The 24,155-nt window shown below is 64.2% G+C and carries 19 protein-coding genes and 1 riboswitch; of the genes, 7 read left to right on the top strand and 12 right to left on the bottom strand.

Features of this window, described 5'->3' with window-relative positions:
• Positions 1-48: 48 nt before the first annotated feature.
• Entirely contained in the window at positions 49-1,938 is a 1,890-nt protein-coding gene (thiC, locus tag CSV86_RS23200) for a phosphomethylpyrimidine synthase ThiC (protein WP_009399511.1), read from the bottom strand.
• Positions 1,939-2,089: 151 nt separating this feature from the next.
• Positions 2,090-2,194, bottom strand: a riboswitch (TPP riboswitch).
• A 143-nt stretch (positions 2,195-2,337) separates the two neighbouring features.
• Between thiC and CSV86_RS23205 the strand changes: the two genes are divergently transcribed.
• Positions 2,338-3,771, top strand: a complete 1,434-nt coding sequence (locus tag CSV86_RS23205; RefSeq protein WP_009399510.1) for a TolC family outer membrane protein — start codon at positions 2,338-2,340, stop codon at positions 3,769-3,771.
• A gap of 46 nt (positions 3,772-3,817) precedes the next feature.
• Here CSV86_RS23205 and waaA read toward each other — a convergent pair whose 3' ends face one another.
• The gene (gene waaA / locus CSV86_RS23210) at positions 3,818-5,134 is read right to left on the bottom strand and encodes a lipid IV(A) 3-deoxy-D-manno-octulosonic acid transferase (RefSeq protein ID WP_009399508.1); all 1,317 of its coding nucleotides are present in this window, start codon (positions 5,132-5,134) and stop codon (positions 3,818-3,820) included.
• A 125-nt stretch (positions 5,135-5,259) separates the two neighbouring features.
• Positions 5,260-6,150 carry a LysR family transcriptional regulator gene (locus CSV86_RS23215; RefSeq protein ID WP_085982843.1) on the bottom strand — a complete coding sequence of 297 codons (891 nt, stop codon included), beginning with the start codon at positions 6,148-6,150 and terminating at the stop codon, positions 5,260-5,262.
• A 91-nt stretch (positions 6,151-6,241) separates the two neighbouring features.
• Between CSV86_RS23215 and CSV86_RS23220 the strand changes: the two genes are divergently transcribed.
• The 4 genes from CSV86_RS23220 (at position 6,242) to CSV86_RS23235 (ending at position 9,621) form a co-directional block, all read left to right on the top strand.
• Positions 6,242-6,574 (top strand): DMT family transporter, encoded by a 333-nt coding sequence (locus CSV86_RS23220; RefSeq protein WP_009399408.1) that lies wholly within the window; start codon positions 6,242-6,244, stop codon positions 6,572-6,574.
• Positions 6,575-6,636: 62 nt separating this feature from the next.
• Positions 6,637-7,812: an NAD(P)/FAD-dependent oxidoreductase gene (locus CSV86_RS23225; protein WP_009399405.1), complete on the top strand. Its 1,176-nt coding sequence runs from the start codon at positions 6,637-6,639 to the stop codon at positions 7,810-7,812.
• Entirely contained in the window at positions 7,809-8,621 is an 813-nt protein-coding gene (locus tag CSV86_RS23230) for an aldo/keto reductase (protein ID WP_009399403.1), read from the top strand. Before CSV86_RS23225 ends, CSV86_RS23230 begins: the two co-directional genes overlap by 4 nt.
• Before the next feature lie 40 nt (positions 8,622-8,661).
• Entirely contained in the window at positions 8,662-9,621 is a 960-nt protein-coding gene (locus tag CSV86_RS23235) for a hypothetical protein (RefSeq protein WP_009399401.1), read from the top strand.
• A gap of 64 nt (positions 9,622-9,685) precedes the next feature.
• On the opposite strand, the gene hldE is transcribed toward CSV86_RS23235, so the two are convergent.
• Both hldE and msbA read right to left on the bottom strand, forming a co-directional pair.
• Positions 9,686-11,107: a bifunctional D-glycero-beta-D-manno-heptose-7-phosphate kinase/D-glycero-beta-D-manno-heptose 1-phosphate adenylyltransferase HldE gene (hldE, locus tag CSV86_RS23240; RefSeq protein WP_009399399.1), complete on the bottom strand. Its 1,422-nt coding sequence runs from the start codon at positions 11,105-11,107 to the stop codon at positions 9,686-9,688.
• A gap of 130 nt (positions 11,108-11,237) precedes the next feature.
• Positions 11,238-13,043 carry a lipid A export permease/ATP-binding protein MsbA gene (gene msbA / locus CSV86_RS23245; RefSeq protein ID WP_009399397.1) on the bottom strand — a complete coding sequence of 602 codons (1,806 nt, stop codon included), beginning with the start codon at positions 13,041-13,043 and terminating at the stop codon, positions 11,238-11,240.
• A 155-nt stretch (positions 13,044-13,198) separates the two neighbouring features.
• On the opposite strand from msbA, the gene CSV86_RS23250 reads away from it, so the two are divergent.
• Both CSV86_RS23250 and CSV86_RS23255 read left to right on the top strand, forming a co-directional pair.
• Positions 13,199-15,043, top strand: coding sequence for an O-antigen ligase family protein (locus tag CSV86_RS23250; RefSeq protein ID WP_009399396.1), 1,845 nt, complete (start codon positions 13,199-13,201; stop codon positions 15,041-15,043).
• 11 nt (positions 15,044-15,054) lie between these two features.
• Positions 15,055-16,263: an acyltransferase family protein gene (locus CSV86_RS23255; protein WP_009399395.1), complete on the top strand. Its 1,209-nt coding sequence runs from the start codon at positions 15,055-15,057 to the stop codon at positions 16,261-16,263.
• A 6-nt stretch (positions 16,264-16,269) separates the two neighbouring features.
• On the opposite strand, the gene CSV86_RS23260 is transcribed toward CSV86_RS23255, so the two are convergent.
• Genes CSV86_RS23260 through CSV86_RS23290 form a run of 7 tightly spaced genes read right to left on the bottom strand, consistent with a single transcriptional unit; the run spans position 16,270 to position 24,123 of the window.
• Positions 16,270-16,884, bottom strand: coding sequence for a CatB-related O-acetyltransferase (locus CSV86_RS23260; RefSeq protein WP_009399393.1), 615 nt, complete (start codon positions 16,882-16,884; stop codon positions 16,270-16,272).
• 6 nt (positions 16,885-16,890) lie between these two features.
• Positions 16,891-17,775, bottom strand: coding sequence for a glycosyltransferase (locus CSV86_RS23265; protein ID WP_009399392.1), 885 nt, complete (start codon positions 17,773-17,775; stop codon positions 16,891-16,893).
• On the bottom strand, positions 17,772-18,926 hold the full coding sequence (locus CSV86_RS23270) for a glycosyltransferase (RefSeq protein ID WP_009399391.1): 1,155 nt from the start codon (positions 18,924-18,926) through the stop codon (positions 17,772-17,774). Before CSV86_RS23270 ends, CSV86_RS23265 begins: the two co-directional genes overlap by 4 nt.
• Positions 18,923-20,389 (bottom strand): PIG-L family deacetylase, encoded by a 1,467-nt coding sequence (locus CSV86_RS23275; RefSeq protein ID WP_009399387.1) that lies wholly within the window; start codon positions 20,387-20,389, stop codon positions 18,923-18,925. The genes CSV86_RS23270 and CSV86_RS23275 overlap by 4 nt, the downstream gene beginning before the upstream one ends.
• Positions 20,356-21,252, bottom strand: a complete 897-nt coding sequence (locus CSV86_RS23280) for an antimicrobial resistance protein Mig-14 (protein ID WP_009399385.1) — start codon at positions 21,250-21,252, stop codon at positions 20,356-20,358. The genes CSV86_RS23275 and CSV86_RS23280 overlap by 34 nt, the downstream gene beginning before the upstream one ends.
• Entirely contained in the window at positions 21,252-22,382 is a 1,131-nt protein-coding gene (locus tag CSV86_RS23285) for a glycosyltransferase (protein WP_009399383.1), read from the bottom strand. Before CSV86_RS23285 ends, CSV86_RS23280 begins: the two co-directional genes overlap by 1 nt.
• Positions 22,366-24,123, bottom strand: a complete 1,758-nt coding sequence (locus CSV86_RS23290) for a carbamoyltransferase family protein (RefSeq protein WP_009399381.1) — start codon at positions 24,121-24,123, stop codon at positions 22,366-22,368. Before CSV86_RS23290 ends, CSV86_RS23285 begins: the two co-directional genes overlap by 17 nt.
• Positions 24,124-24,155 lie beyond the last annotated feature (32 nt).

A 24,155-nucleotide genomic window follows, 5' to 3' on the forward strand; every position in this document is an offset into this window, starting at 1 on the left:
TCGCTGGCTTGCCAGCGATCGGGGCCGCCTCGGCGGCCCCGGTTCACCTCAGACTTTCTTGTACAACTGGCTGCCTTCCTGGCGGAACCGCTCGGCCTGCTCGCGCATGCCGTCCTCGACCGCCACGTCCACCGCGTCGATGCGCTGGTTGGCGGCGTATTCGCGTACTTCCTGGGTGATCTTCATCGAGCAGAACTTCGGCCCGCACATGGAGCAGAAGTGCGCGACCTTGGCCGAGTCCTTCGGCAGGGTCTCGTCGTGGAACGAGCGCGCGGTGTCCGGGTCCAGGCCCAGGTTGAACTGGTCTTCCCAGCGGAATTCGAAACGTGCCTTGCTCAACGCGTTGTCACGGATCTGCGCCCCCGGATGCCCTTTCGCCAGGTCCGCCGCATGGGCGGCGATCTTGTAGGTGATGATCCCGGTCTTGACGTCATCCTTGTTCGGCAGGCCGAGGTGTTCCTTCGGCGTGACGTAGCAGAGCATGGCGCAGCCGAACCAACCGATCATCGCGGCACCGATGCCGGAGGTGATGTGGTCGTAGCCTGGCGCGATGTCGGTGGTCAGCGGGCCGAGGGTGTAGAACGGCGCCTCGTCGCAGCATTCCAGCTGCTTGTCCATGTTTTCCTTGATCAGTTGCATCGGCACGTGGCCGGGCCCTTCGATCATGCACTGCACGTCATGCTTCCAGGCGATCTTGGTCAGTTCGCCAAGGGTTTCCAGCTCGCCGAACTGCGCTTCGTCGTTGGCGTCGGCAATCGAGCCGGGACGCAGGCCGTCGCCCAGCGAGAAGCTGACGTCGTAGGCCTTCATGATTTCGCAGATTTCTTCGAAGTGGGTATAGAGGAAGTTCTCCTTGTGATGCGCCAGGCACCACTTGGCCATGATCGAACCGCCGCGGCTGACGATGCCGGTCACCCGCTTGGCCGTCAGCGGCACGTAGCGCAGCAGCACGCCGGCGTGGATGGTGAAGTAGTCCACGCCTTGCTCGGCCTGTTCGATCAGGGTGTCGCGGAACAATTCCCAGGTCAGGTCCTCGGCCACGCCATTGACCTTTTCCAGGGCCTGGTAGATCGGTACGGTGCCGATCGGCACCGGCGAGTTGCGGATGATCCACTCGCGGGTTTCATGGATGTGCTTGCCGGTGGACAGATCCATGACCGTGTCCGAGCCCCAGCGGATGCCCCAGGTCAACTTGGCCACTTCTTCCTCGATGGAAGAGCCCAGGGCGCTGTTGCCGATGTTGCCGTTGATCTTCACCAGGAAGTTGCGGCCGATGATCATCGGCTCCAGCTCCACGTGGTTGATGTTGGCCGGAATGATCGCGCGGCCGCGAGCGATTTCCTCGCGGACGAACTCGGGAGTGATCTCCTTCGGAATGCTCGCGCCGAAGCTGTGCCCGGCGTGCTGCTGATCGAGCAGGCCGGCTGCACGGGCTTCCTGCAGCTTCATGTTTTCGCGCAGCGCAACGTATTCCATCTCGGCGGTGATGATGCCCTTGCGCGCATAGTGCATCTGGCTGACGTTGGCCCCGGCCTTGGCCCGGCGCGGGTTGCGCACGTGGGCGAAGCGCAGCTTGGTCAGCTCGGGGTCGTTCAGGCGCTGCTGGCCGAAGTCGGAGGACAGGCCGTCGAGCCGTTCGGTGTCGCCGCGGTCGTCGATCCAGGCCGAACGTACGTCGCCCAGGCCCTTGCGCACATCGATCACCACATCAGGGTCGGTGTACGGGCCGGAGGTGTCGTACACCAGCACCGGGGCGTTGGGCTCGCCGCCGAAGTCGGTGGGGGTATCGTCAAGGCTGATTTCCCGCATCGGCACGCGGATGTCCGGACGCGAGCCCTCGACATACACCTTGCGCGAACGGGTGAAGGGTTGCACGGACTGCTGATCGACCTGGGCGGACTCGCTCAGGTTGGACGGGTATTTTTCTTGTTTGCTCATCACAGGCTCTCCAGACGGGTTGGATGTCGGAGTGAACCTGATGGGGGGCACGGAGAATGCACCTGGGGCGGTGCTGTGCAGAATGCGGGGTGTCTGGCGGCCTGCTGCGGCTGACTCGACATTCCCGGACCCGGCACAAGAGGGCTCGCGGGAAGCGAGCAATCTTGTTCCCTACGCAGGCGCTAACCTGATCAGGTTCAACGGGATCCGGAATTTCCGATCTCAGCCTCAACGCAAGGCACCCCGACAAGAACTCGCGCAGTCTAGACCGGCGCGAGCACAAACGCCAACACTCTGGACACCAGCGTGACAAATGGCGCAATTGCCAGATTGTTGCAAACTGCCAGCGCAACTACACTCGCAAGTTCAGAATTACCTTCTTCGTTCAAGGACCGCCCTATGCTGCGCAAACTTTCACTGGCGCTTGCCGTGTCTTGTGCTTCCAACGGATTGGCCTGGGCAGCAGACTTGCCGCTGTCGAGCAAAACCGACCTGGTCAGCGTTTACAACGAGGCCGTCAGCAACAACGCCGACCTCGCCGCCGCCCGTGCCGACTATGGCGCCCGTCGCGAAGTGGTGCCCCAGGCCCGTGCCGGCCTGCTGCCGAACCTGTCTGCCGGCGCCGAGATGATGAATACCCGGACCAGCATCGATCAGCCATCGATCACTGCCAGCCGCAGCGGCAACACCTGGAGCGCGACCCTGGCCCAGCCGATCTTCCGCGCCGACCGCTGGTTCCAGTTGCAGGCAGCCGAAGCGGTCAACGAGCAGGCGGCCCTGGAGCTGTCGGCCACCGAGCAGAACCTTATCCTGCAAAGCGCCGAGAATTACTTTGCGGTGCTGCGCGCCCAGGACAACCTGGCCTCGACCAAGGCCGAGGAAGCAGCCTTCAAGCGCCAGCTCGACCAGTCCAACGAGCGCTTCGACGTGGGCCTTTCGGACAAGACCGACGTACTGCAATCCCAGGCCAGCTACGACACCGCGCGGGCCAACCGGATCATCGCCGAGCGCCGCGTGGCCGACGCCTTCGAAGCCCTCGTGACCCTGACCAACCGCGACTACAACTCTATCCAGGGCATCGTCCATACACTTCCGGTGCAGGTGCCGATCCCCAACGATGCCAAGGCCTGGGTGGACACCGCGACCCAGCAGAACCTCAACCTGCAAGCGACCAACCACGCCGTTCAAGCCGCCGAGGAAACCCTGCGCCAGCGCAAGGCCGGGCATGCCCCGACCGTCGATGCGGTAGCGCGCTACGAAAAGGGTGACAACGACAGCCTCGGCTTCAGCAACCCGAACTACACCGGGCAGCGCTATGGCGGCGACGTGGAGCAGACCAGCATCGGCCTGCAGTTGAATATCCCGATCTACAGCGGCGGCCTGACCAGCTCGCAGGTGCGCGAGGCCTACCAGCGCTTGAGCCAGACCGAGCAGCAGCGCGAAAGCCTGCGCCGCCAAGTGGTGGAGAACACCCGCAACCTGCACCGCGCGGTAAACACCGATGTGGAACAGGTTCAGGCGCGCAAGCAGTCGATCATTTCCAACCAGAGCGCGCTGGAAGCCACGGAAATCGGGTACCAGGTGGGCACGCGCAACATCGTCGACGTACTCGACGCACAGCGCCAGCTGTACACCTCGGTGCGCGACTACAACAACACCCGCTACGACTACATCCTCGACAACCTGCGCCTGAAGCAGGCCGCCGGAACCTTGAGCCCGCAGGACCTGCAAGACCTGGGGCGCTACCTGAAGCCGGACTACAACCCGGACAAGGACTTCCTGCCGCCCGACCTGGCGGCGGCGGCCAAGGCCAATTTCGACAGCCGTCCTTGAGGCCCAGTGGGACCGCTTTGCGGTCCTTCGCGGGCAAGCCACGCTCCTACAGAGAATCGCGTACTTCTGTAGGAGCGTGGCTTGCCCGCGAAGGGCTGCAAAGCAGCCCCAGACCATCGAGCAAACGCTGCAAAGCCCCCTGATTGGCCCGCATCACAGCCACGCCCGCCTCGCCCATCTTCCGCGCATCCCGCGGCAACTCGATCAGCCTTCTCACCTCGGTCGCCAGGCCCTCGGCGTCATCGACCTGCTCCAACGCTCCCGCCTCGCGCAACATCGCGCTGATTTCCAGGAAGTTGAACACATGGGGCCCCATGATCACTGGTAAGGCTAGTGCCGCCGGCTCCAGCGGGTTGTGCCCACCGGTCGGCACCAGGCTGCCGCCGACGAAGGCGATATCGGCCAGGGCATACAGGAACAGCAATTCGCCCATGGTGTCGCCGAGCAGCACCCGGGTCTGCCCGTCCACCGCGGCGCCGGTGGAACGACGCACCGTGGCGAAGTGTTCGGCACACAATTGATGGACCGCGTTGAAACGCTCGGGATGCCGCGGCACCAGGATCAACAGCGCGTCGGCATGGGCGTCCAGCAATTGCTTGTGCGCAGCCAGGATCAGCGCGTCCTCGCCGTCGTGGGTGCTGGCGGCAATCCACACGGGACGCTGGGTCGCTCCCCACTGCCCGCGCAGCTCACGGGCGCGCGGCAGCAGGTGCTCGTCGATCTTCAGATCGAACTTGATCGAGCCGGTCACCTGCACCGTCGCCGGACGCGCGCCCAACTGGCGAAAGCGCTCGGCCTCGGCCTCGGTCTGCACGGCGAACAGGCTCATTTCCTCCAGCATCGGCCGGGTCAGCCCGGAAAAACGCGCGTAGCCCCGGGCCGAACGCTCGGATAGCCGGGCGTTGGCCAGGGCTATCGGAATCCCGCGCTTGGCGCATTGGTGGATATGGTTGGGCCACAACTCGGTTTCCATGATGATGCCCAACTGCGGTCGCGCCTTGTCGAGGAAACGCGCCGCCGCCCAGGGCAGGTCATACGGCAGGTAGCAGTGCTGGATGCGCGGTTCGCCGGCGAACATCGCGCGGATCCGTTCCGAGCCGGTGGGGGTCATGCAGGTTACCGTGATCGGCAACTGTGGATAACGCTCCAGCAGCCCACGGATCATCGGCGCCGCGGCGATGCTTTCGCCCACCGACACGGCGTGGACCCAGATACCGCCGGGCTTGAGCGGCGGCAGGCCGATGGCGAAGCGCTCGCCAATACGCTGGCGATAGGCCGGCGCCTTGCGCCCACGCAGGAACAGGCGCAGCGCAACCAGCGGCAGGCCCAGGTGAAACAGCAGGGTATAGAGAGTTCTGTTCATGGCGCGGGAGTTTACAAGGAAGCATCAGCCAGTGCCTCTTTGTTGCCCTTGAGGGCCTCATCGCTGGCAAGCCAGCTCCCACAGGGCCTGTGGGAGCTGGCTTGCCAGCGATGAGGCCCGAAAGCTCACCCCATTTCCCGCAGATGCACAGCAAACCTTTCCGCCAACCACTGCGCCGCCGGCCCCAGCGGCTCGTCCCGGCGCCAGGCCAGTTCCACCACCAGCGCCGGCGGACGCCACTCGCAATCCAGCTCGACCATCTGCTGTTGATAAGCCGGGTACTGCACCACATGCCTCGGCAACCAGGCCCATCCCAGGCCGCGCTGCAACAGTTCGGCCATCACATAGAAACTGTCCGCGCGCCAGACCAGCGGGCTGGCCGGCTCGCCCCCGGCATAGCCGCTGTCCCGCGGGTTGACCAGCAACTGCCGGTGCCGCGCCAGATGCTCGCAACTGACCCGCCCCACCGTCGCCAGCGGATGCCCCACGGGACACACCGTGACCATCTCGATACTGCCCAGCACACGACGCTCCAGCGCATCGGGCACCCGCTCGTGATGGAACATCAAGCCCAGGTCCGCGCGCCGTTCGACCAGTTGCCGCGCCACATCGCCCTGGGCGCTGCTGGCCAGTTGTACTTCCAGCAGCGGGAACTGCAGCGACAACTCGTCCAGGCTCTCGATCACCGGTGGATAAGGCATCGCCTCGTCCTGGGCCAGGCGCAGGCGCGGTTCCTGCCCGCGCATCAACGCCGAGGCCCGCCCTTCAAGGCGCTCGCACTGGCGCAGCAACTCCTTGGCATCCTCTAGCAGCGCCGCTCCCGCTTCGGTCAACTGTGGCTGACGCCCGCTGCTGCGCTCGAACAGGGTCAGCCCGAGGTCGGTCTCGAGCAGTGCGATGGCGTTGCTCACCGCCGACTGCGCCCGCCCCGCCGCCCGCGCCACGGCGGAAAACGAACGCTGCTCGGCCACTTCGACGAACAGGCGGACCTGCTCCAGACTCCATTGCGCTTGAATCATGCAACCTATCTCCACGGCAGATAGGAAATGACTTTACCGCATCTGGCCAGGTTCTAGAATGCGCGAGCCATCAGAGGAGTGCCCAGTCATGAATGCCTACACCTATCTCGCCATCGCCATCTGCGCCGAAGTCATCGCCACCGCTTCGATGAAAGCGGTCAAGGGCCTGAGCACCCCGTTGCCGTTGCTGCTGATGGTGTGCGGTTACGGCGTGGCGTTCTGGATGTTGACCCTCGTAGTGCGCAGCATTCCGGTGGGCATCGCCTACGCCATCTGGTCGGGCCTGGGCATCGTTCTGATCAGCATCGTCGCCCTGGTGATATACGGCCAGAAACTGGACCTGCCGGCCGTGCTGGGCATGGGCCTGATCGTCAGCGGCGTGGTGGTGATCCAGCTGTTCTCGAAAACCGCCGGGCATTGATGCCGGAAAAGCGCCCAACAGGCTTATACTTCCCCGCCTGTCCAGCTTGTTGAGGTAACTGCATGTCATCGGTCATTTCCACCGACGTCCTGATCGTCGGCGCGGGGGTTGCGGGTCTTTGGCTCAACGCCCGGCTGCGGCGCTTGGGCTACTCGACGGTGCTGGTGGAGCGCGCCAGCGTCGGTGGCGGGCAGACCCTCAAGTCCCAGGGCATCATCCATGGCGGCGCCAAGTACGCCTTGCATGGCGCCCTGACCGGCGCTTCGGAAGCCATCGCCGACATGCCCCGGCGCTGGCGCGAGGCGTTGGCCGGCAATGGCGAGCTGGACCTGTCCGGTGTGCGCCTGCTGTCGGACGCCCATTACCTGTGGTCCCCCGGCACCCTGGCCGGCAACCTCACCAGCTTCTTCGCCAGCAAGGCGGTACGTGGCCGGGTCGACCAGGTCAAGGGCGACCAGTTGCCGCCAGCCCTGCAGGATCGCGGCTTCAAGGGCAAGGTCTATCGCCTGGCGGAACTGGTGGTGGACGTGCCTAGCCTGCTGCAGCGCCTGGCGGAACTGGCCGGCGACAGCCTGCTCGCCGGCGAGCACATCGAGCCCCTGCGCGAAGGCAACGAACTGATCGGCCTGCGTGTCGATGAGCGGGAAATCCGCGCCAGGCGCATCGTCCTCAGTGCCGGCGCCGGCACTGCCGAACTGCTCGCCGACCTCGGTCTGAGCCAGCCGGCGATGCAGCGCAGGCCGCTGCATATGGTGATCGCCAAGGGCCCGAGCCTTAAGCCGCTGTACGCCCACTGCCTGGGCGGTGGCCCCAAGCCGCGCATTACCGTGACCACCCACCCGGCAGCCGACGGCCAGTGGGTCTGGTACCTCGGCGGCGACCTCGCCGAAGCCGATGGCGTGGCCCGCGAGCCGGAGGCGCAGATCGCCGCGGCAAGGAAGGAAGTCGGCAGCCTGCTGCCGTGGGTCGACATGAGCCAGGTCCGCTGGGCCACCCTGCGGGTCGATCGTGCCGAGCCGGCGCAATCCGGCCTGGTCCGTCCGGACAACGCCTTCCTCGCCGACCAGCACAATCTGCTGGTCGGCTGGCCGACCAAGCTGGCCCTCGCCCCGGATTTCGCCGACCGCGTGTTGCACGCCCTCGACCGCGACGGCATCAAGCCCGGCGGCTTCCCCGCCCTGCCCGACCTGCCCAGGCCACCCCTGGCCCAACCTGAATGGGATCGCCTGCTGCCATGACCCTGCCCACCCTGCATGACCTGCATCGCCCGCTGGGCAGTACCGGCCTTTCGGTTTCACCGCTGGGCCTGGGCACCGTCAAGCTGGGTCGCGACCAAGGGGTCAAGTACCCCAACGGTTTCACCATCCCCGACGATGAAAGCGCCCGCCTGCTGCTCGCCCAGGCCCGCGACCTGGGCATCAACCTGATCGACACGGCGCCTGCCTACGGTCGCAGTGAAGAGCGTCTCGGCCCCCTGCTGCGTGGCCAGCGCGATCAATGGGTGATCGTCAGCAAGGTGGGTGAAGAGTTCGAGGACGGCCAGTCCCGCTTCGATTTCAGCGCGGACCACACCCGCCGCTCCATCGAGCGCAGCCTGAAACGCCTTGAAACAGACTCCATCGACCTGGTCCTGGTCCACTCCAACGGCGACGACCTGCGCATCCTCGAACAGGAGGAGGTCTACCAGACCCTTGCCCTGCTCAAGCAGGAAGGCAAGATCCGCGGCTTCGGCTTTTCCGGAAAAACCGTGGAAGGCGGGCTGAAAGCCCTGGAACAGGGCGATTGCGCGATGGTCACCTACAATCTCAACGAACAGGCCGAGCGCCCGGTGCTCGACTATGCCGCGGCCCATGGCAAGGCGATCCTGGTGAAGAAGGCCCTGGCCAGCGGGCATGTCTGCCTGAGTCCGGGAGTCGATCCGGTGCGTGCCAGCTTCGAACTGCTGTTTGCCCACCCAGGCGTCGGCAGTGCTATTGTCGGAACCATCAATCCCGTGCACCTGGCCCACAACGTGGCGACCGTCGCCCAGGTGCTGCGCCAGCACTGAGCCGCCGCCGCGGCCGACCCCAACGCAAGAAGGAGCCGACATGCCGCGAACGTTGATCCGCAAGAACCCGAGCAACTTCAAGACCCTGCCGCTGCACGTCGAAGCCGGCGCGGACGGGCTGAGCTACCAGAGCATCGGCCGGCCGCTCAACTTTGCCCAGACCCTGCAACGACGCAAGGCGATCCAGTTGCCGGATCACGAACGCTTCGCCGTCGAACTGGCCAACCTCGGCGTCTCGGTACGCCTGACCCTGTGCTGGCAGCACCGCGACTACTGGGTGCTGGTGCGCCAGCGCCGGCAGGACCGCGGCGATGTGGTGCTCAAGCTGATCTCGGGCTATGTCCCGGCGCAGGAGCTCAACCTGCCGCTGCATACCGCCGTCCAGGAAGTTGCCGAGGAATGCCTGCTGGAAACCCCGGAAGGCTGGCTCGGCGGACGCTTCAACGACACCTGGCTGCCGGCGCCCTACGCCGCCGCCCTGCATTATCGCGAGGCACTGTCGTTCAACCTCTCCCCGCACACCGGCGCGGCGCGGCCGGTACGCTGCGGTAGCCAGCAACTGATCGAACGGCCGCGGGCCTACGTGCATCTGCCGACGGCATCGCTGCAACTGATCTACGACCTGCGCCTGCAGGTGCCGAAGGAAGCCAAGTCGCTGAGTCTGTTCCATGTCGACGAGCGCCTGGAGGGCGACCAGCTTGTCGCCCGCCTGGATCGCGCGCGCCCCGACCTGTACCTGATGCCGCTGGAAGACGGCAAGCCATTGCCCGAGTTGTACACCCTGAAAAAGGACAGGCTGGTACCGGCCAGCACCCGCGGTCTTTACCTGGCCGAAAGTTTTGCCCAGCAGGAAGGCTGGGTGGTGAAGGACGAGCGGATTCGCTGGAAGGACTGGCTGCGCCAGCAAGGGCTGGCGCCGAACAGGCCCAGCGGCTTGCAGCGGATTACCGGAAAGGCGAAGGCGTTGTTGCAGATGGCGCGGGGCGGGTTGAGCAAATAGACGACACAGCTCCCACAGGGTCCGCGTAAACCAGAAGGGCCTGCAATGCAGGCCCTTCTTCATTTCAGTTCTTGCGGATCTTCTCGACGATCGCAGTGGTCGAGCTGTTTTCCACCAGGCCCAGCACCTTCACCGTGCCGCCGTAGGCCTTGACGATATCCGCGCCGACCACCTGGTCGATGCCATAGTCACCACCCTTGACCAGCACGTCCGGCTTGACCTGGCTCAGCAGGTTCTCCGGCGTGCCTTCGGCAAAGCTGATCACCCAGTCGACCGCACCCAGCCCCGCCAGCACCGCCATGCGCCGATCGACGCTGTTGATCGGACGCCCCGGCCCTTTCAGCCGGCTCACCGACGCATCGTCGTTGACCGCGACGATCAATCGGTCACCCTGGGCCCGCGCCTGCTCCAGGTAGGTCACGTGACCGGCATGGAGAATGTCGAAGCAGCCATTGGTGAAGACGATCTTCTCGTTGTGCGCGCGGGCATCGTCGATGGCCAGCAGCAATTGCTCCAGGCCCAGCACGCCGCGCTCGGAGCCTTCCTCGCGCTGGATCGCCCGACGCAGTTCCGGCGCGCTGATCGCCGCGGTACCCAGCTTGCCGACCACGATGCCGGCAGCCAGGTTGGCCAGGCCCACGGCATTGGGCAGGTCTTCGCCTGCGGCGATCGCCGCGGCCAGGGTGGAGATCACCGTGTCGCCGGCACCGGTGACATCGAAGACTTCACGGGCCCGGGCCGGCAGGTGCAGAGCCGGATGATCCGGACGCAGCAAGGTCATGCCGTGTTCGCCGCGGGTGACCAGCAAGGCCCCCAGTTCCAGCTCGCGCATCAGTTCGCCACCCTTGGCCACCAGCTCGGCCTCGTCGGCACAGCGACCGACGATGGTTTCGAATTCGCTGAGATTCGGGGTGATCAGGCTGGCGCCACGGTAGATGGAGAAGTCCTTGCCCTTGGGGTCGGCCAGTACCGGGATGCCGCGCTCGCGGGCCGCCTGGATCAGGCTCTGGTGGTTCCTCAGTGCGCCCTTGCCGTAGTCGGACAGCACCAGCACCCTGACCCCTTCCAGCAAGGCCTCGACCTCCGAGCCCAGGGACAGCGGGTCGGTGGCGAAGGGTTCTTCGAAATCGATACGCAGCAGTTGCTGGTGCCGGCTCATGACCCGCAGCTTGACGATGGTCGGTTGGTGGGCGATGCGCTGGAACACCGAACGCACGCCAGCCGCCTGCAGGCTGTTGGCCAGGCTGTCGGCCGCCTCGTCCTGGCCGGTGACGCCAACCAGTGCGGCAGGTGCGCCCAGTGCCGCGATGTTCAAGGCGACGTTGGCCGCGCCGCCGGGACGATCCTCGATCTGCTCGACCTTGACCACCGGCACCGGCGCTTCAGGCGAGATCCTCGAAGTACCGCCATGCCAGTAGCGGTCGAGCATGACATCGCCGACCACCAGAACCGGGGCTTGATCGAAACGCGGCATGGACAACTTCATGGATAACCCATCAGACAGAATGAACAGGGGCGGGATATTAGCACAGGGTTGGCGACAGCTCGCCTGTGCCCGCTAGCGGGCGCCCCGTTAACGCCAAGGCGCCGGGCCTGGATGGCCCGGCGCACTTGTTTCAGGTGATGTCGACCTTGCCCGGCTCGTCGAGGCCCATGGCGTGCAGGCGGGCATAGTAGCCGTTGGCAGCGAGCAGTTGCTCATGGGTACCGCGCTCGACGATCCGGCCCTGGTCCATGACCAGGATCAGGTCGGCCTTCTCGATGGTCGACAGCCGGTGGGCGATGACCAGGGTGGTACGCCCTTCCATGACATGGTCCAGCGCCGCCTGGATATGCCGCTCGGATTCGGTATCCAGGGCCGAGGTCGCCTCGTCGAGGATCAGCAGCGGCGCGTTCTTCAGCAACGCCCGGGCGATCGCCAGGCGCTGGCGCTGGCCACCGGACAGCAGCACGCCGTTCTCGCCGACCTGGGTATCGAAGCCCTGCGGCAACTGATCGACGAAGTCCTTGGCATAGGCCGCAGCTGCCGCCGCCTCGACATCGGCGCGCGGTGCACCGGCCAGGTCACCGTAGGCGATGTTGTTGGCCACGGTGTCGCTGAACAGGGTCACGTGCTGGGTCACCTGGGCGATGTGCCGGCGCAGGTTGAGCAGACGGTAGTCCTCGACCTCGATGCCGTCGAGCAGGATCTCGCCATGGCTGTGGTGGTAGAAGCGCGGGATCAGGCTGGCCAGGGTCGACTTGCCGCTGCCCGAGCGACCGACCAGGGCGATCATCTGGCCCGGCTCGGCCGAGAAGCTGATGTCGTCCAGCACCAGGCGATCGGTGCCGGGGTAGGTGAAGCTGAGGTTGCGCACGTCGAGACGACCGCTGACGCTCTCGCGCTCGACGGTGCCCTTGTCCAGTTCCGGCTCGACATCCAACTGCTCGAAGATGCTTTCCGCGCCGGCGACGCCCTTCTGGATGGTCGAGCTGACTTCCGACAACTGCCGAATGGGCTTGGGCAGCAGGCCGGCCAGGGTGATGTAGGCGACCATGTCACCGGCCGAGGCGTCACCGCGCAGGTACAGCACCAGGAACATCAGGATGGCCATGGCGGTATAGATCACCAGTTGCAGCAATGGCGTGTAGATCGCACCGGTGCGGGTCATGCGCAGTTGCTTGTCGGTATTGCTCTGGCTGGCGTCGAGGAAACGCTTCTGCTCGTAGACCTCGCCACCGAAGCTGCGCACCACGCGATAACCCTGGATGGTTTCCGAGGCCACATGGGTGACATCGCCCATCGCGACCTGAATCTTCTTGCTCTGCTTGCGGAATTTCTTGCTGGCCCGGCTGACCATGAAGGCGATCAGCGGCAGGATGGCGATCATCACCAGGGTCAGCCGCCAGTTCATCAGCAGCAGCGAGCCGAACAGGAAGATCACGGTCATGCCTTCGCGGATCACCACCTTGATCGCATCGGTGGCAGCACCGGTGACCATGGTCACGTTGAAGGTGATGCGCGAGATCAAGTGTCCGGAGTTGTGCTTGTCGAAGTACCGATTGGGCAGGGTCAGCAGGTTGTTGAACAACTGGACGCGCAGGTCATGCACCAGGCCCAGGGAAACCTTGGCCAGGAAATAGTTGCCAAGGTAGGAGCCAAGGCCCTGCCAGGCCGCGATCAGGATGATCAGCAGCGGCACCGCCTGCAGCAATTGTAGGTCGCGCAGGTAGGGAACACTGGGGAAGAGCACGGCTTCGGGGTTGGACAGGCCATCGACGAAGTACTTGAGGATGTAGCCCAGCATCGGTTGGGTCGAGGCAAAGATCAGGAAGCCGACGATACTCAGCAGGAACAGCCCGATATAGGGCCGGACGTAGCCAAGCAGGCGAAAGTAGATCTTTATGCTCGAGGGGCTGGCGGAGCCACTGGAATCGGTCATATCACGGAGGGAAGTGGAAATTGGGAGGCCGACTTTAACACAGCTTCATGACTGGGTAATTCGGGGCCTGCAGGCCAATCGCTATGTTTCGCAGCGCTCTGGCCATGGCTGGGTTAAGATTGCGTCCTTTCTCACTACGACAACCCGCCCAACGTATGTACCCAAGCATCCAGAACAGCGCCAATCGTGTTTTTGACGCCATAACCCTGTGGCTATTGCCGGTCGGTTATTTCCTTTTGCTGAGTGCGTTGTTCTTCCTGCCGGATCGCAGCCTCCACCACAAGCTCTACTACGCCCTGTTCAGCATCCCGACGCTGATCGCCCTGTGCCTGCGGCCGGCCATCCTGAAGGAACTGATGCGCGAGCCGATCGTGCAGCTCTTTACCCTGTTCGTCCTGTTCGCCCTGCTGAGCATCCTGTGGAGCGCCTCCGACTCGGGCACCAGCGGGCTCATCAAGCGCCCGCTGCATATCTTCATGCTGTTTGCCGGCACCTGCCTGCTGGTACAGCATCGCCCCGAGATGGTCAAGCCGATCTTCTTCGGCGCAGCATTGCTGGCAGTGGCCGGCTCGCTCGACGATATCCATGCCTTTGCCCTGACCTATACCCAAGGTGAACGCCTGGTAGGCTCCGGTGCCATGGATAACCCGCTACTCAGCTCCCATCTGTTCGGGTTCTTCTGCACCTTCTGGCTCTGGGCCGCGCTCTACGGCAAGACCCTGCGCACCCTCGGCCTGTGCCTGGTCGGCCTGGTGATCATGTTCACCGCCGTTTTGGCGACCGGCTCCAGAACCCCGCTGGTCGCGCTGGCCATGGTGGTGGCCTGGATGACCCTGCTGCGCGCAGGGTGGCGCTCGCTCCTGCTGCTGCTGGTCATCCCGGTGGTCGGTATCATCCTGCTCATCGTCGCGCCGGAGATGATCACCGGACGCGGTGATTCGTACCGTTTCGAAATCTGGCGCTACACCCTCGACCAGATCCTCCGGCATCCATGGATCGGCAGTGGTTACGACGCCCCGCTGAGCATCGACCTCGGGATCGGCTACGTACTGAGCGAACCGCACAACTTCGCCCTTGGCGTCCTGTACAACCTGGGCATCATAGGCTTCCTACCATGGGCCGGCATGATCGTCGTCGGCCTGTACAGCGGCTGGCGCAATCGCGGCCAGCAACTTTTCGTCCTGGCCTCGACACTCCTTGTCTTCGGTATCGGTGCAGGCCTGACCGAGGGCGGTGGCATCATGTCCCGGCCCAAGGAGCACTGGTTCCTGCTGTGGATCCCGCTCGCACTGATCGCTGCCCTTAGCATCGCCCAGCGCGCCGGGCGCCTGCCGCGGGTGGAAATGCGCAGGCTGTCGCGCAAGGACAACGAGCGCTTGCTCGGCGGGGCGACCATCATCGAAGAGGATGGCCTGGGTCCGAAGGTACTGCGCCTGCAGGACGGAAGTTTCCTCAAGCTGTTCCGCCGCCGACGCTGGTTCACTTCGGGCGGCCTGAATCCATACTCGCAACGTTTCGTCAGCAACAGCCAGCGCCTTGGCGCGCTGGGTTTCGTCACACCCCGGCCCCTGGATCTGCATATCACCGCGGACGGCAGCCAAGGGGTGCGCTACCAGCCTCTGCCGGGCCATACCGTGCGCCAGGCGTTCGACAGCGCAAGCTCGGCAGATGAACGCAAGCGCCTGGGCTATCGTCTAGGGCAGTTTGTCGCGCAACTGCACGGGCAAGGGGTGTATTTCCGCTCTCTGCACCTGGGCAATGTGCTGTTGCTGGACGACGATCGCTTTGGCCTGATCGACCTGGCCGACATGCGCATCCTGCCTTCGCCGCTGTCTCACGAACTGCGCCAGCGCAACCTGCGTCACATGCAGCGCTACCCCGAGGACCGGGCGTGGTTGTTCGAGGAGAATGTCGAAGCCCTCCTTGAAGGCTATGCCGAAGGCGCGTCCAGCCGCGACGTACATCTGATTCGAAAACAACTTCATCTAACAGATCAGTAAGCACCTCCTTAATGATGGCTACTCCCCTCCTACTGTCGATTGCCGTATACCTCCTGGCCTTGGGAAGCGCGGCGCTCTTGCTCAAAATCCCGGCGATAGCCGACAACCTGGGGCAACTGGAGGGGCGTGCAACGACCATCGACGGCCTGCGTGGCTATCTGGCTCTGGGCGTATTCATCCACCACGCCGCCATCGCCTGGCATTTCCACCAGAGCGGCCAGATCGGCATGCCCCCGGAGCGTTTATTCGCCCAGATCGGCCAGGTGGGGGTTGCCCTGTTCTTCATGATCACCGGATTCCTGTTCTGGGACCGGCTGATCAAGCAGAAGCGCCAACATGACTGGGGCGTCTTCGCGATCTCGCGGATTTTCCGTCTCTATCCGCTCTATCTGCCACTGCTCGCAGCGCTTCTCGCTACCGTTTTCTACCTCAGCGACTGGAACCTGCGAGAAAGCCCGGCCCAACTGCTCAAGCATGTGTCGCTATGGCTCATCTTCGATAGACCGGACCTCAACCTGGTCCAAGGCACCGGAAACCTGATCTCCAACGTCACCTGGACCCTGAGCTACGAGGTGTATTTCTATCTGGCCCTGCCTCTGCTCGGCATGGTCTTCCTGTACCGCGGCTCGCTTCTGAAAACCGTCGCCTGCCTGGTCGGCCTGTACCTGTTGGCGCAGGTCGTGGGCTGGGAACATTCGCTGAAGAAGAAATACCTGCTGAGCTTCGCCGGCGGTATCGCGGCGGCCTACTGGGTGCGCAGCCCGGCCCTGATGGCCTGGGGCCGCAGCCGGCTGGCGGCGATCATCGCAGTGCTGCTGCTGATAGTGGTGCTGACCCTGCTGCGCAAAACCTTCGCGGTGTTCCCGCTGCTGTTGCTGAGCGTGGTGTTCTTCGTGGTCGTTTCCGGCAACGACCTGTTCGGCGCACTGCGTCTGCCCAGCGCACGCTGGCTCGGTGAAGTCAGCTACAGCACCTACCTGCTGCACGGGTTCCTGCTGTGGTGGCTGGCTTACCACTACTATCCACAGATGGGCTTTGCCATGGACCAGCCATTGCCGTTCATCGCCCTGATCGCCCTGTGCACGCCTTTGCTGGTAGTGGTGAGCAGCGCGACTTTCCTGCTCTTCGAAAAGCCGGGTATCGCCAAGGGCAAGGCCCTGGCCGCCAGGCTCAGGCGCAAACGGGAGGCACTGCAGGCCAATCCCGTCGAAAAGGCCTGAGCCGGATCAACGCTGGCGCGCGTATTCGAGGAAGGCCTGGATGTCATCGCTGCAAAGCTTGTCCAGGACTTGGCGAATCTCCGCCTCGGGCCAATCCCACCAGGCGGCCTGTAGCAGCTCGGCACGAACTTCCGGCGCAAAGCGCCAGTTGATCACCCTGGCCGGATTCCCACCGACGATCGCATAGGGCGGCACGTCGCGGGTGACCAAGGCCCCGGCGGCCACGATGGCACCATGGCCGACCGTTACACCCGAAAGGATGCTGCTGTTGGAACACAGCCAGACATCGTTGCCGATCACCACATCGCCGCGGGTGCCGTTGTAATCCTTGATATGCGCCGCTTCATCGAACATCGCCGGGAAGGGATAGGTCGTCACCCAGTCGGCCCGGTGATGCCCGCCCAGGAAAATCTCCACGCCCTCGGCAATCGAGCAGTAGGCGCCGATCCTGAGCGTCGAGCCCTCCTGCCAGTCATGCACCTCGGGCAGCCCGTAGCTGCCGATACCGAACTCGTACTGCGGGTAACGCGCCTTGAAACGCGCCCGGCCGCGCTCGCTGCGGGGCAGCTTGCGGATCTCGCGCTTGGCGCGCTTTTCCAGAAACCGTGCGATCCAGCCCATCGACGGTCAGCTCCGTTCCAGTGGTGAAAAGAACAAGCGCCCCAGGCCACGCCAGGTCTTGCGGGTAAATGCCCGCAGCGGAATCTGCGCCAACAGCTCGCGGGCCAGCTTGCGATCACGGTTCGCCACTTTGAGGAACATCGAGTTCAAGGCCTTGAACTTGACCTCCTCGTAGGCCGGATGATCGCTGAAATGCGCATAGATGCGCAGGATGCTCTCGATCATGAAGCGGTGATTCTTGTACGAGTTGGTCGCGTGCTTGCGGTACTGCGCCATGACCACGGGCAGGCCGTCGATGACATAGCCGGCATGGGTGATCTTCAGCTCGATATAGAGGTCTTCGAGGCGAATGCTCGGGTCGAAGCCACCGACCTTTTCCAGCGCCTCGCGGCGGAACAGCAAGGTGGGTGCCGGCGGGTAAGGTTTGCGCTCAAGGAACATGTCCTCGAAATCGGAGCGCCTGAACGGGGTATCACGGCGCTGGCGCTTCTCGGGAAAGAGGTCGCCATTGGAGTCGATCAGCTCGATATTGCCTGCACAAATACCCACTTCAGGCTTGTCGACCATATGCGCGACCTGGATGGCGATGCGGTCCGGCATCATGATGTCGTCCGAACCGAAGGTGGCGATCAGCTCACCATGGGAACGTGCGATACCGTCGTTCAGCGTACGGGTCAGCCCCTGGTTCTTCTGGACCTTGAAATCGAAACCATGCACGGCCTGCAGGCGCTGGATGCGCTCGACGCTGTCGTCGGTGGAACCATCGTCGATCACCAGCAGCTCGATGTGCGGGTAGGTCTGGTCGAGCACGCTCTGGATGCTCTTTTCAATGTACGGTCCGTGGTTGTACGAAGCGATGATCACGCTTACCAGGGGTTGCTTGTCGGTCATGCCGGTTCCTTGTTCGCCTGGGCCAGGCCGGACTCGATCAGGTCCAGGTACTGCTGGCGGAAGACATTGATGTCATGGTTGCCCTGCAGGTACTGGTAGGTCTGCTCGCCCTTGGCGCGCAGGGCCTGCTCGTCCAGGGCCAGGTACCTGTCCAGCGCTGCGGTCAGTTGCGCTACGTTGCCCGGCTCCACGGCCAGCCCGCCGGCACCCTGGATCAGCGGCAGCATCGCCGGCACGCTGGAGGCGATCACCGGCAGCCGTCCGCTCATGCCTTCGAGCAGGGCCAGGCCCAGGCCTTCGGCCATCGACGGCATGGCCCAGATATCGAAGGCGCGTACATATTGCAGGGCGTTTTCCTTGAAACCCAGCAGGTGGGCGCGGCCACCCAGGCCCAGTTGCTCGATCTCTGCCTGAAGGTTCTGCTGTTCACGGCCAGCGCCGATGATCGCCAGTTGCGCCTCTGGATACTTGTCCTTGAGGGCCGCGAACGCCTTGAGCAGGTGGGTGTGCCCCTTGACCCGCACCAGGCGGCCCAGCGCGCCGACCAGCCGCGCATCCGCCGACAGCCCCAGCAGCTCGCGGGCTTTCTCGCGGGAATGCTGCAGCGCTTCGGCCTGGGGGATATCGATGGCGTTGGTGATGGCGTGGGTGTTCCGCTCGGTAAAGCCGCACTTGCAATCGACCAGGTACTGCTTCACCGCAGGCGACACCCCGACGAACTGCCAGTGACGGTCCACCAGGCGCTGGGTCTGGCGACGCCGGTAGAAACGGTCGTATTCGCCGAAGCCATGGGAAATGCCGATGCACAGCGGGATCTTCAGCCAGCGGTTGAGCTGCAGCATCATGTTGACCGGCTTGAAGCGGTTACAGATCACCACGTCGAAGCCTTCCTTGCGGCAAAAGCGGTAGAGCTTCCACAAGGCAAGCAAGCGCATGCCCTTGAGGGCCTTGTCGCTGAAGTCGAAATACACCGAATGATCGGAACGGCTCACCGGCTCGCCCGGACCCGGCTTGCCCTTGAGGAAAGCCATGGTGGTTTCGAAGCGCTCGGGCGGCAGCGCCTTGACGATCTGCTCGGCGAGATCGGCAAAATCATGACGTTTGATGTTGTAGTCAGGCTGCAATTGCAGAACCTTGAAACGTCGTGTCATAGGGCTTCCTGATGATCCTGTGTGGTGCCGGGGCGTTTCACGACCCAGAGGAGCTCGTGACGCCGCACCGCCTTGCGGAAAAATTCGTTCTCGCCGAACGGCGACGCCTTGCGTCCCGCCAGTACTCGCTGAATCAGCCGGCGCACGCGGCGCTTGAAAGGCGGGCGTGGTTGCAGGTCGTGCATCATACCGAGCGCCATGGCCTTGTCGCACTGGCGCCCGGCATCCAGGCCCAGGCTGCAGGGCAGCCACTGCTCGTCGCCTTCGGTGACCGGTGGCAGCGCTACGCCAGTCCCGGTGTCGCCCATGGGCCAACGGTCGTTGTCGTGCAGGTGATTGGCGTAGCCAAGCAGGGTCCCGGGCTGCCAGTCGAGACCTTGCAAAGCCTGTACCAGTGCCTGATGGGCGCACAGATGGTCGGGATGCGGGTCGAGCACCGGATGCGGCAGTACGATCACTTCCGGGCGGGCGGTCTCGATCAGTGCGCGCAGGTCGGCGAGCAGGTTGTTCCAGCTTGGTACTCCGTCGTCCCCGGGCAAGGCCAGGCTGTTGAGCCGACGGAACGGCCGAGTATCAGTGGTATCGGCTTCACGGGAGCCAAGGGGCTCGCCAGGCGAAGCCTGCATCGCCGGCAATTGCAGGCAGAAGTAGCCCAACTGCACACAGTGCGCCTCGGGAACACCCGCCCAGCGCGGTACCGCGATACTGTCCCAGGCCCGCAGCCGCCCCTTGAGCCGGGCCGCCTCGACAGGGTTCAGCCCCATGCGCTGATAATGATCGGCCTCGATTTCACCGGCCGTCAGGGTGACGATCCACGCCTCCTCGGCCTGGCTGTACAGGCCGTAGGCAGCCAGTTCGGCATCGTCGGCATGTGGCGCGATGACCATGACGCGCTGCCGGCGGTAGTCCGGATGGCGGATAACCCACAGCTTCGGTTGCCCGAGCAGCCGGCAGAACTGCCCGCGCAAGGCCAGCCGGCCTTGTGCAAGTGCGCTGCCCATCCCGCCAAGATTGACGTAGCGCAGCCCCTTGGCACCCCGCTCGAAACCCTGCACGTCCTGTTCCCCGTCGCCAGCGATGATCACGCCGGGATCGAGGAAACGGCCCAGCCAGCCGCTTTTCAGTTGCACCTGGAGAATCAGGGTTTCATGACCATCGAGGGCCAAGGGCTGCTCGGGTTGCAGGCGGCCGTCACGCAGTTGCACCGGGTGTTCGCACTCATCCGGGAAGCGATAGCGATAATCCTGCGCCGGCGAATAGAACAGGTGATCGGCGAACCACGCCTCATGGGCCACCCAGCCAAGCACTGCCAGCAACAGCGGCAGCCACCAGGCCACAAGCACGCCGACAACCACCAGCAACAGCAGGCCAAGGAGCAGCGCCATGCGCTTGTTACGGCGATGGCGCTTGAGCAATTGCTGCTTGCGGTTCAAACCTGGAATACCGGCACGGGGTTGCACCATCGGTCCTTGTACTCGCGATCGGAACGCCCGAAGGAGAAGCGCAGCGCCTTGCTGCGGGCGCGGGCATCTTCCCAGGCGCTCTGGGTGTTGAGGAAGCTGAGCACACTGCCGGGGCTGAATTCGCGGGTCTGCGGGTCGACGCCACCGTTGACGTACTCGACGCTGATCCACTCCGGCGCCTCGACCCGGTACACCAGCTGGATGGCAATGGCAGCGTCATTGAGGAACACCACCGAGCCGATCAGCAGCGAACGCAGGCGCTCGACGGCCTCGGCCATGCGTTCGGCGCCGGTGGCCGGGAAACCCCAGCGACGCTGAAACAGATCGCAGTACATCGCCGCGATCTCTGCACTGTCGAAGTCCTGAATCGGCTTCACCACCCCGCCCGCCTCTTCCAGCAGGCGCAGTTCGCGGCGCTGGTTGTAGCGGAACTTCTTCGATAGATCTTCTGGCTCGCGGGCCATCGCCAGCGACTCGGCCTGCGGCTTGAGCAGGCTGAAACGGCCCTGGTTCAGTGCGGACAGGTAGCGCGCAGAATGGCGCAGCGGGGCCTGCGCCCCGGCGGCAGCGGGCAGGATGATTTCGGCATTGCCCAGGTCGAACAGGCCTTTTTTGCCCTGGCGCTTGAGCACGTCCTTGGACAGGGCCAGGTAACGCCCCCAGGTGGGAATCGCCGCCTGGATTTCACCTGCCTGCTCCCAGCCCAGGTAGCGCACCGGGATGTCGGCCATTTCGGCAAGCTGCGCGACCACCAGCGGATGGGTGGCGACGCTGCCGCCGAAGCGGTTCCAGGCCTGTGCATACGTCTCGGCGTCAACGACGCGCCAGCCGCGTTCGCGCCAGCCTTGCAGTCGATTGAGCATCAGGCCTCCGCAGTCAGGGCGACGACAGTCGGAAGCTGCCAGAACACCTGGCGTACCGCCTCGTCGGAGAAGCGCGCACGCAGGCGTTCCAGCATGCGCTGGCGGCATTCCTCGAGCTGCGCTTCGTCCATTGCGGCCAGTACCTGCAGGGACCTGGCCAGCGCGGCGGCGTCACCCAGCGGGAACAGCACGCCAACCCCTTCCACCACTTCGGTGGCACCGCCACAAGCGCTGGCCGCTACCGGCACCCCGGCGACCATGGCTTCCAGCAGGACCATGCCGAATGGTTCATGGTCGGAACTGAGGGCGAAGGCGTCGAACGCCGTGAAATAGCGCCTGGCATCAGCAACCTGCCCCACGAAATCAACTTGGGCGGTAATACCCAGTTCGGCGGCAAGCGCCTTGAGCGATGCCTCCAGCCGACCCTTGCCGAGGATCGCCAAGCGCGCACCGGCTGGCAGCGTCGGCAAGGCCTGGGCGAAACCACGCAGCAGGGTGGCCTGGTCCTTGTCAGGGTGCAGGCGGCCGACGTTGCCGACGATCCAGGCCCCGGCGTCCAGCTTAAGCGCGGCACGGGCTTCGCCAGCCGGCACCAGGCGTGCTTGCAACGCCTCGATATCGACCCGGTTGTACAGGGTCTGGATACGCTCGGCAGGCCAGGCCTTCAGGCTCCGGCGCATATCGTCGCGTACCGCATCGGACACCCCGAGCAGGCTCAGGCGCTTGCTGAAGAAATTGGCGAAGAACTGGCGACTGCCGCGCTTGTAGTCGCCGAAGGCGTGATGCACGCCAATTACCGGCAGACGCGTAGCCAGCAAGGTGATGTAGATGGGCTTGAAGCGATGGGCGATGCAGAAGCTGAAATCCCGCGCTGCGGCAATCTTGCGCAGCGCCCGGATAGCCCCCAGCTTCAGGCCACGAATGGCGCTGGAGCTGAATTCGAGGAACAGCACCTCGTCGCTGGCGCAACCTTCGGCCACACGAGGATCGGCCTTGCCGGTGAGGAATACCGTGGTGACCTTGTAGCCGCTGCCGACGAACAGGCTGGCGTACTGACGGGCACAATCGAGGAAAGGCCCGTCATAGCCATGGCAGAACTGCAGGACGCGCTTGTCAGTCGAGCGAGTCATAGGCTTTCGCGCCGTCCTTCACTACCAGGATGTCTTCCATGATCAGGTATTGAAGATCGGAGCCGAAGAACATGTTCAGCGCGTCGGTCGGCGAGCAGATCATCGGCTCGCCACGGCGGTTGAGCGAGGTGTTCAGCGACACGCCGTTGCCGGTCAGGTTTTCCAGGGCCTTCATCATGTCGTAGTAGCGCGGGTTGTACTCGCGCTTGAGCACCTGGGCGCGGGAAGTCCCGTCCTCATGGACCACTTCCGGCACGCGGGTCTTCCATTCCTCGGCGACTTCGAAGGTGAAGGTCATGAACGGCGCCGGGTGATCGACCTTGATCATCTGCGGGCCGACGGTGTCCAGCATGGACGGGCAGAACGGCCTCCAGCGCTCGCGGAACTTGATCTGCTCGTTGATCCGGTTGGCCACGCCCGGCACGCTCGGGCAGCCGATGATCGAGCGACCGCCAAGGGCACGCGGGCCGAACTCCATGCGGCCCTGGAACCAGGCCACCGGGTTGCCGTCGACCATGATCTGCGCGATGCGCTCGGGCATGTCGTCGATCTTGCGCCACTTCGGCGCGCTCGGGTGACGGGCGCAGGCGGCGATCACGTCCTCGTTGGAGTACGCGGGGCCGAGGTAGACATGTTCCATCTTCTCGACCGGCACGCCGCGGGCATGGGAAACATAAGCCGCGGCGCCGACTGCGGTACCGGCGTCGCCGGAGGCGGGCTGCACGAACAGTTCGGTCACGTCCGGACGGGCGATGATCTTCTGGTTCAGCTTGACGTTCAGCGCGCAGCCGCCGGCGAAGGCCAGCTTGCCGGTTTCCTTGAGGATGTCGCCCAGGTAGTGGTCGATCATCTGCAGGGCCAGTTTCTCGAACAGCGCCTGCATGCTGGCGGCGTAGTGGATGTACGGCTCGTCGGCGATGTCGCCTTCGCGCTTCGGACCCAGCCACTCGATCAGCTTCGGCGAGAAGTAGAAGCCCTTGCCCTTCTCTTTATAGCGGCGCAGGCCGATGACGTTGGCGTACTCGGTGTTGATCACCAGTTCGCCGTTTTCGAAGCTGGCCAGGCGCGAGAAGTCGTACTTGCTGGCGTCGCCGTAGGGCGCCATCCCCATGACCTTGAACTCGCCATCGAGCATCTCGAAGCCGAGGAACTCGGTGATCGCGCCGTACAGGCCGCCCAGGGAGTCCGGATCGAAGAACTCCTTGATCTTGTGGATCTTGCCGTTCTCGCCATAGCCGAAGAAGGTCGTGGCGTATTCGCCCTTGCCGTCGATGCCGAGGATCGCGGTCTTTTCCTTGAAACCGGAGCAGTGATAGGCGCTGGATGCGTGGGCCAGGTGGTGCTCGACCGGTTCGATCTTGATTTTCTTCGGATCGAAGCCCAGTTGCTCCAGACACCAGACGATCTTCTTGCGGTAGCGCTTGTAGCGGCGGTTGCCCATCAGGATCGCGTCAAGGGCGCGGTCCGGGGCGTACCAGTAGCGCTTGGCATAGTGCCAGCGAGCCTCGCCGAACAGGCTGATCGGGGCGAACGGAATCGCCACCACATCGACGTCGGACGGCTTGATGCCGGCCTGTTCCAGGCAGAACTTCGCCGACTCGTAGGGCATGCGGTTCTTTGCATGTTTATCGCGCACGAAGCGCTCTTCTTCGGCGGCGGCGATCAGCTTGCCGTCGATGTACAGGGCCGCGGAAGGATCATGGCTAAGGGCGCCGGACAGGCCAAGAATCGTCAATGCCAAGGGTCTAGCCTCTTCATTCGGTAAAAATGCGC

Origin of the sequence: Pseudomonas bharatica CSV86 (assembly GCF_000319305.2) — a bacterium.
In the GTDB taxonomy this organism is placed as follows: domain Bacteria; phylum Pseudomonadota; class Gammaproteobacteria; order Pseudomonadales; family Pseudomonadaceae; genus Aquipseudomonas; species Aquipseudomonas bharatica.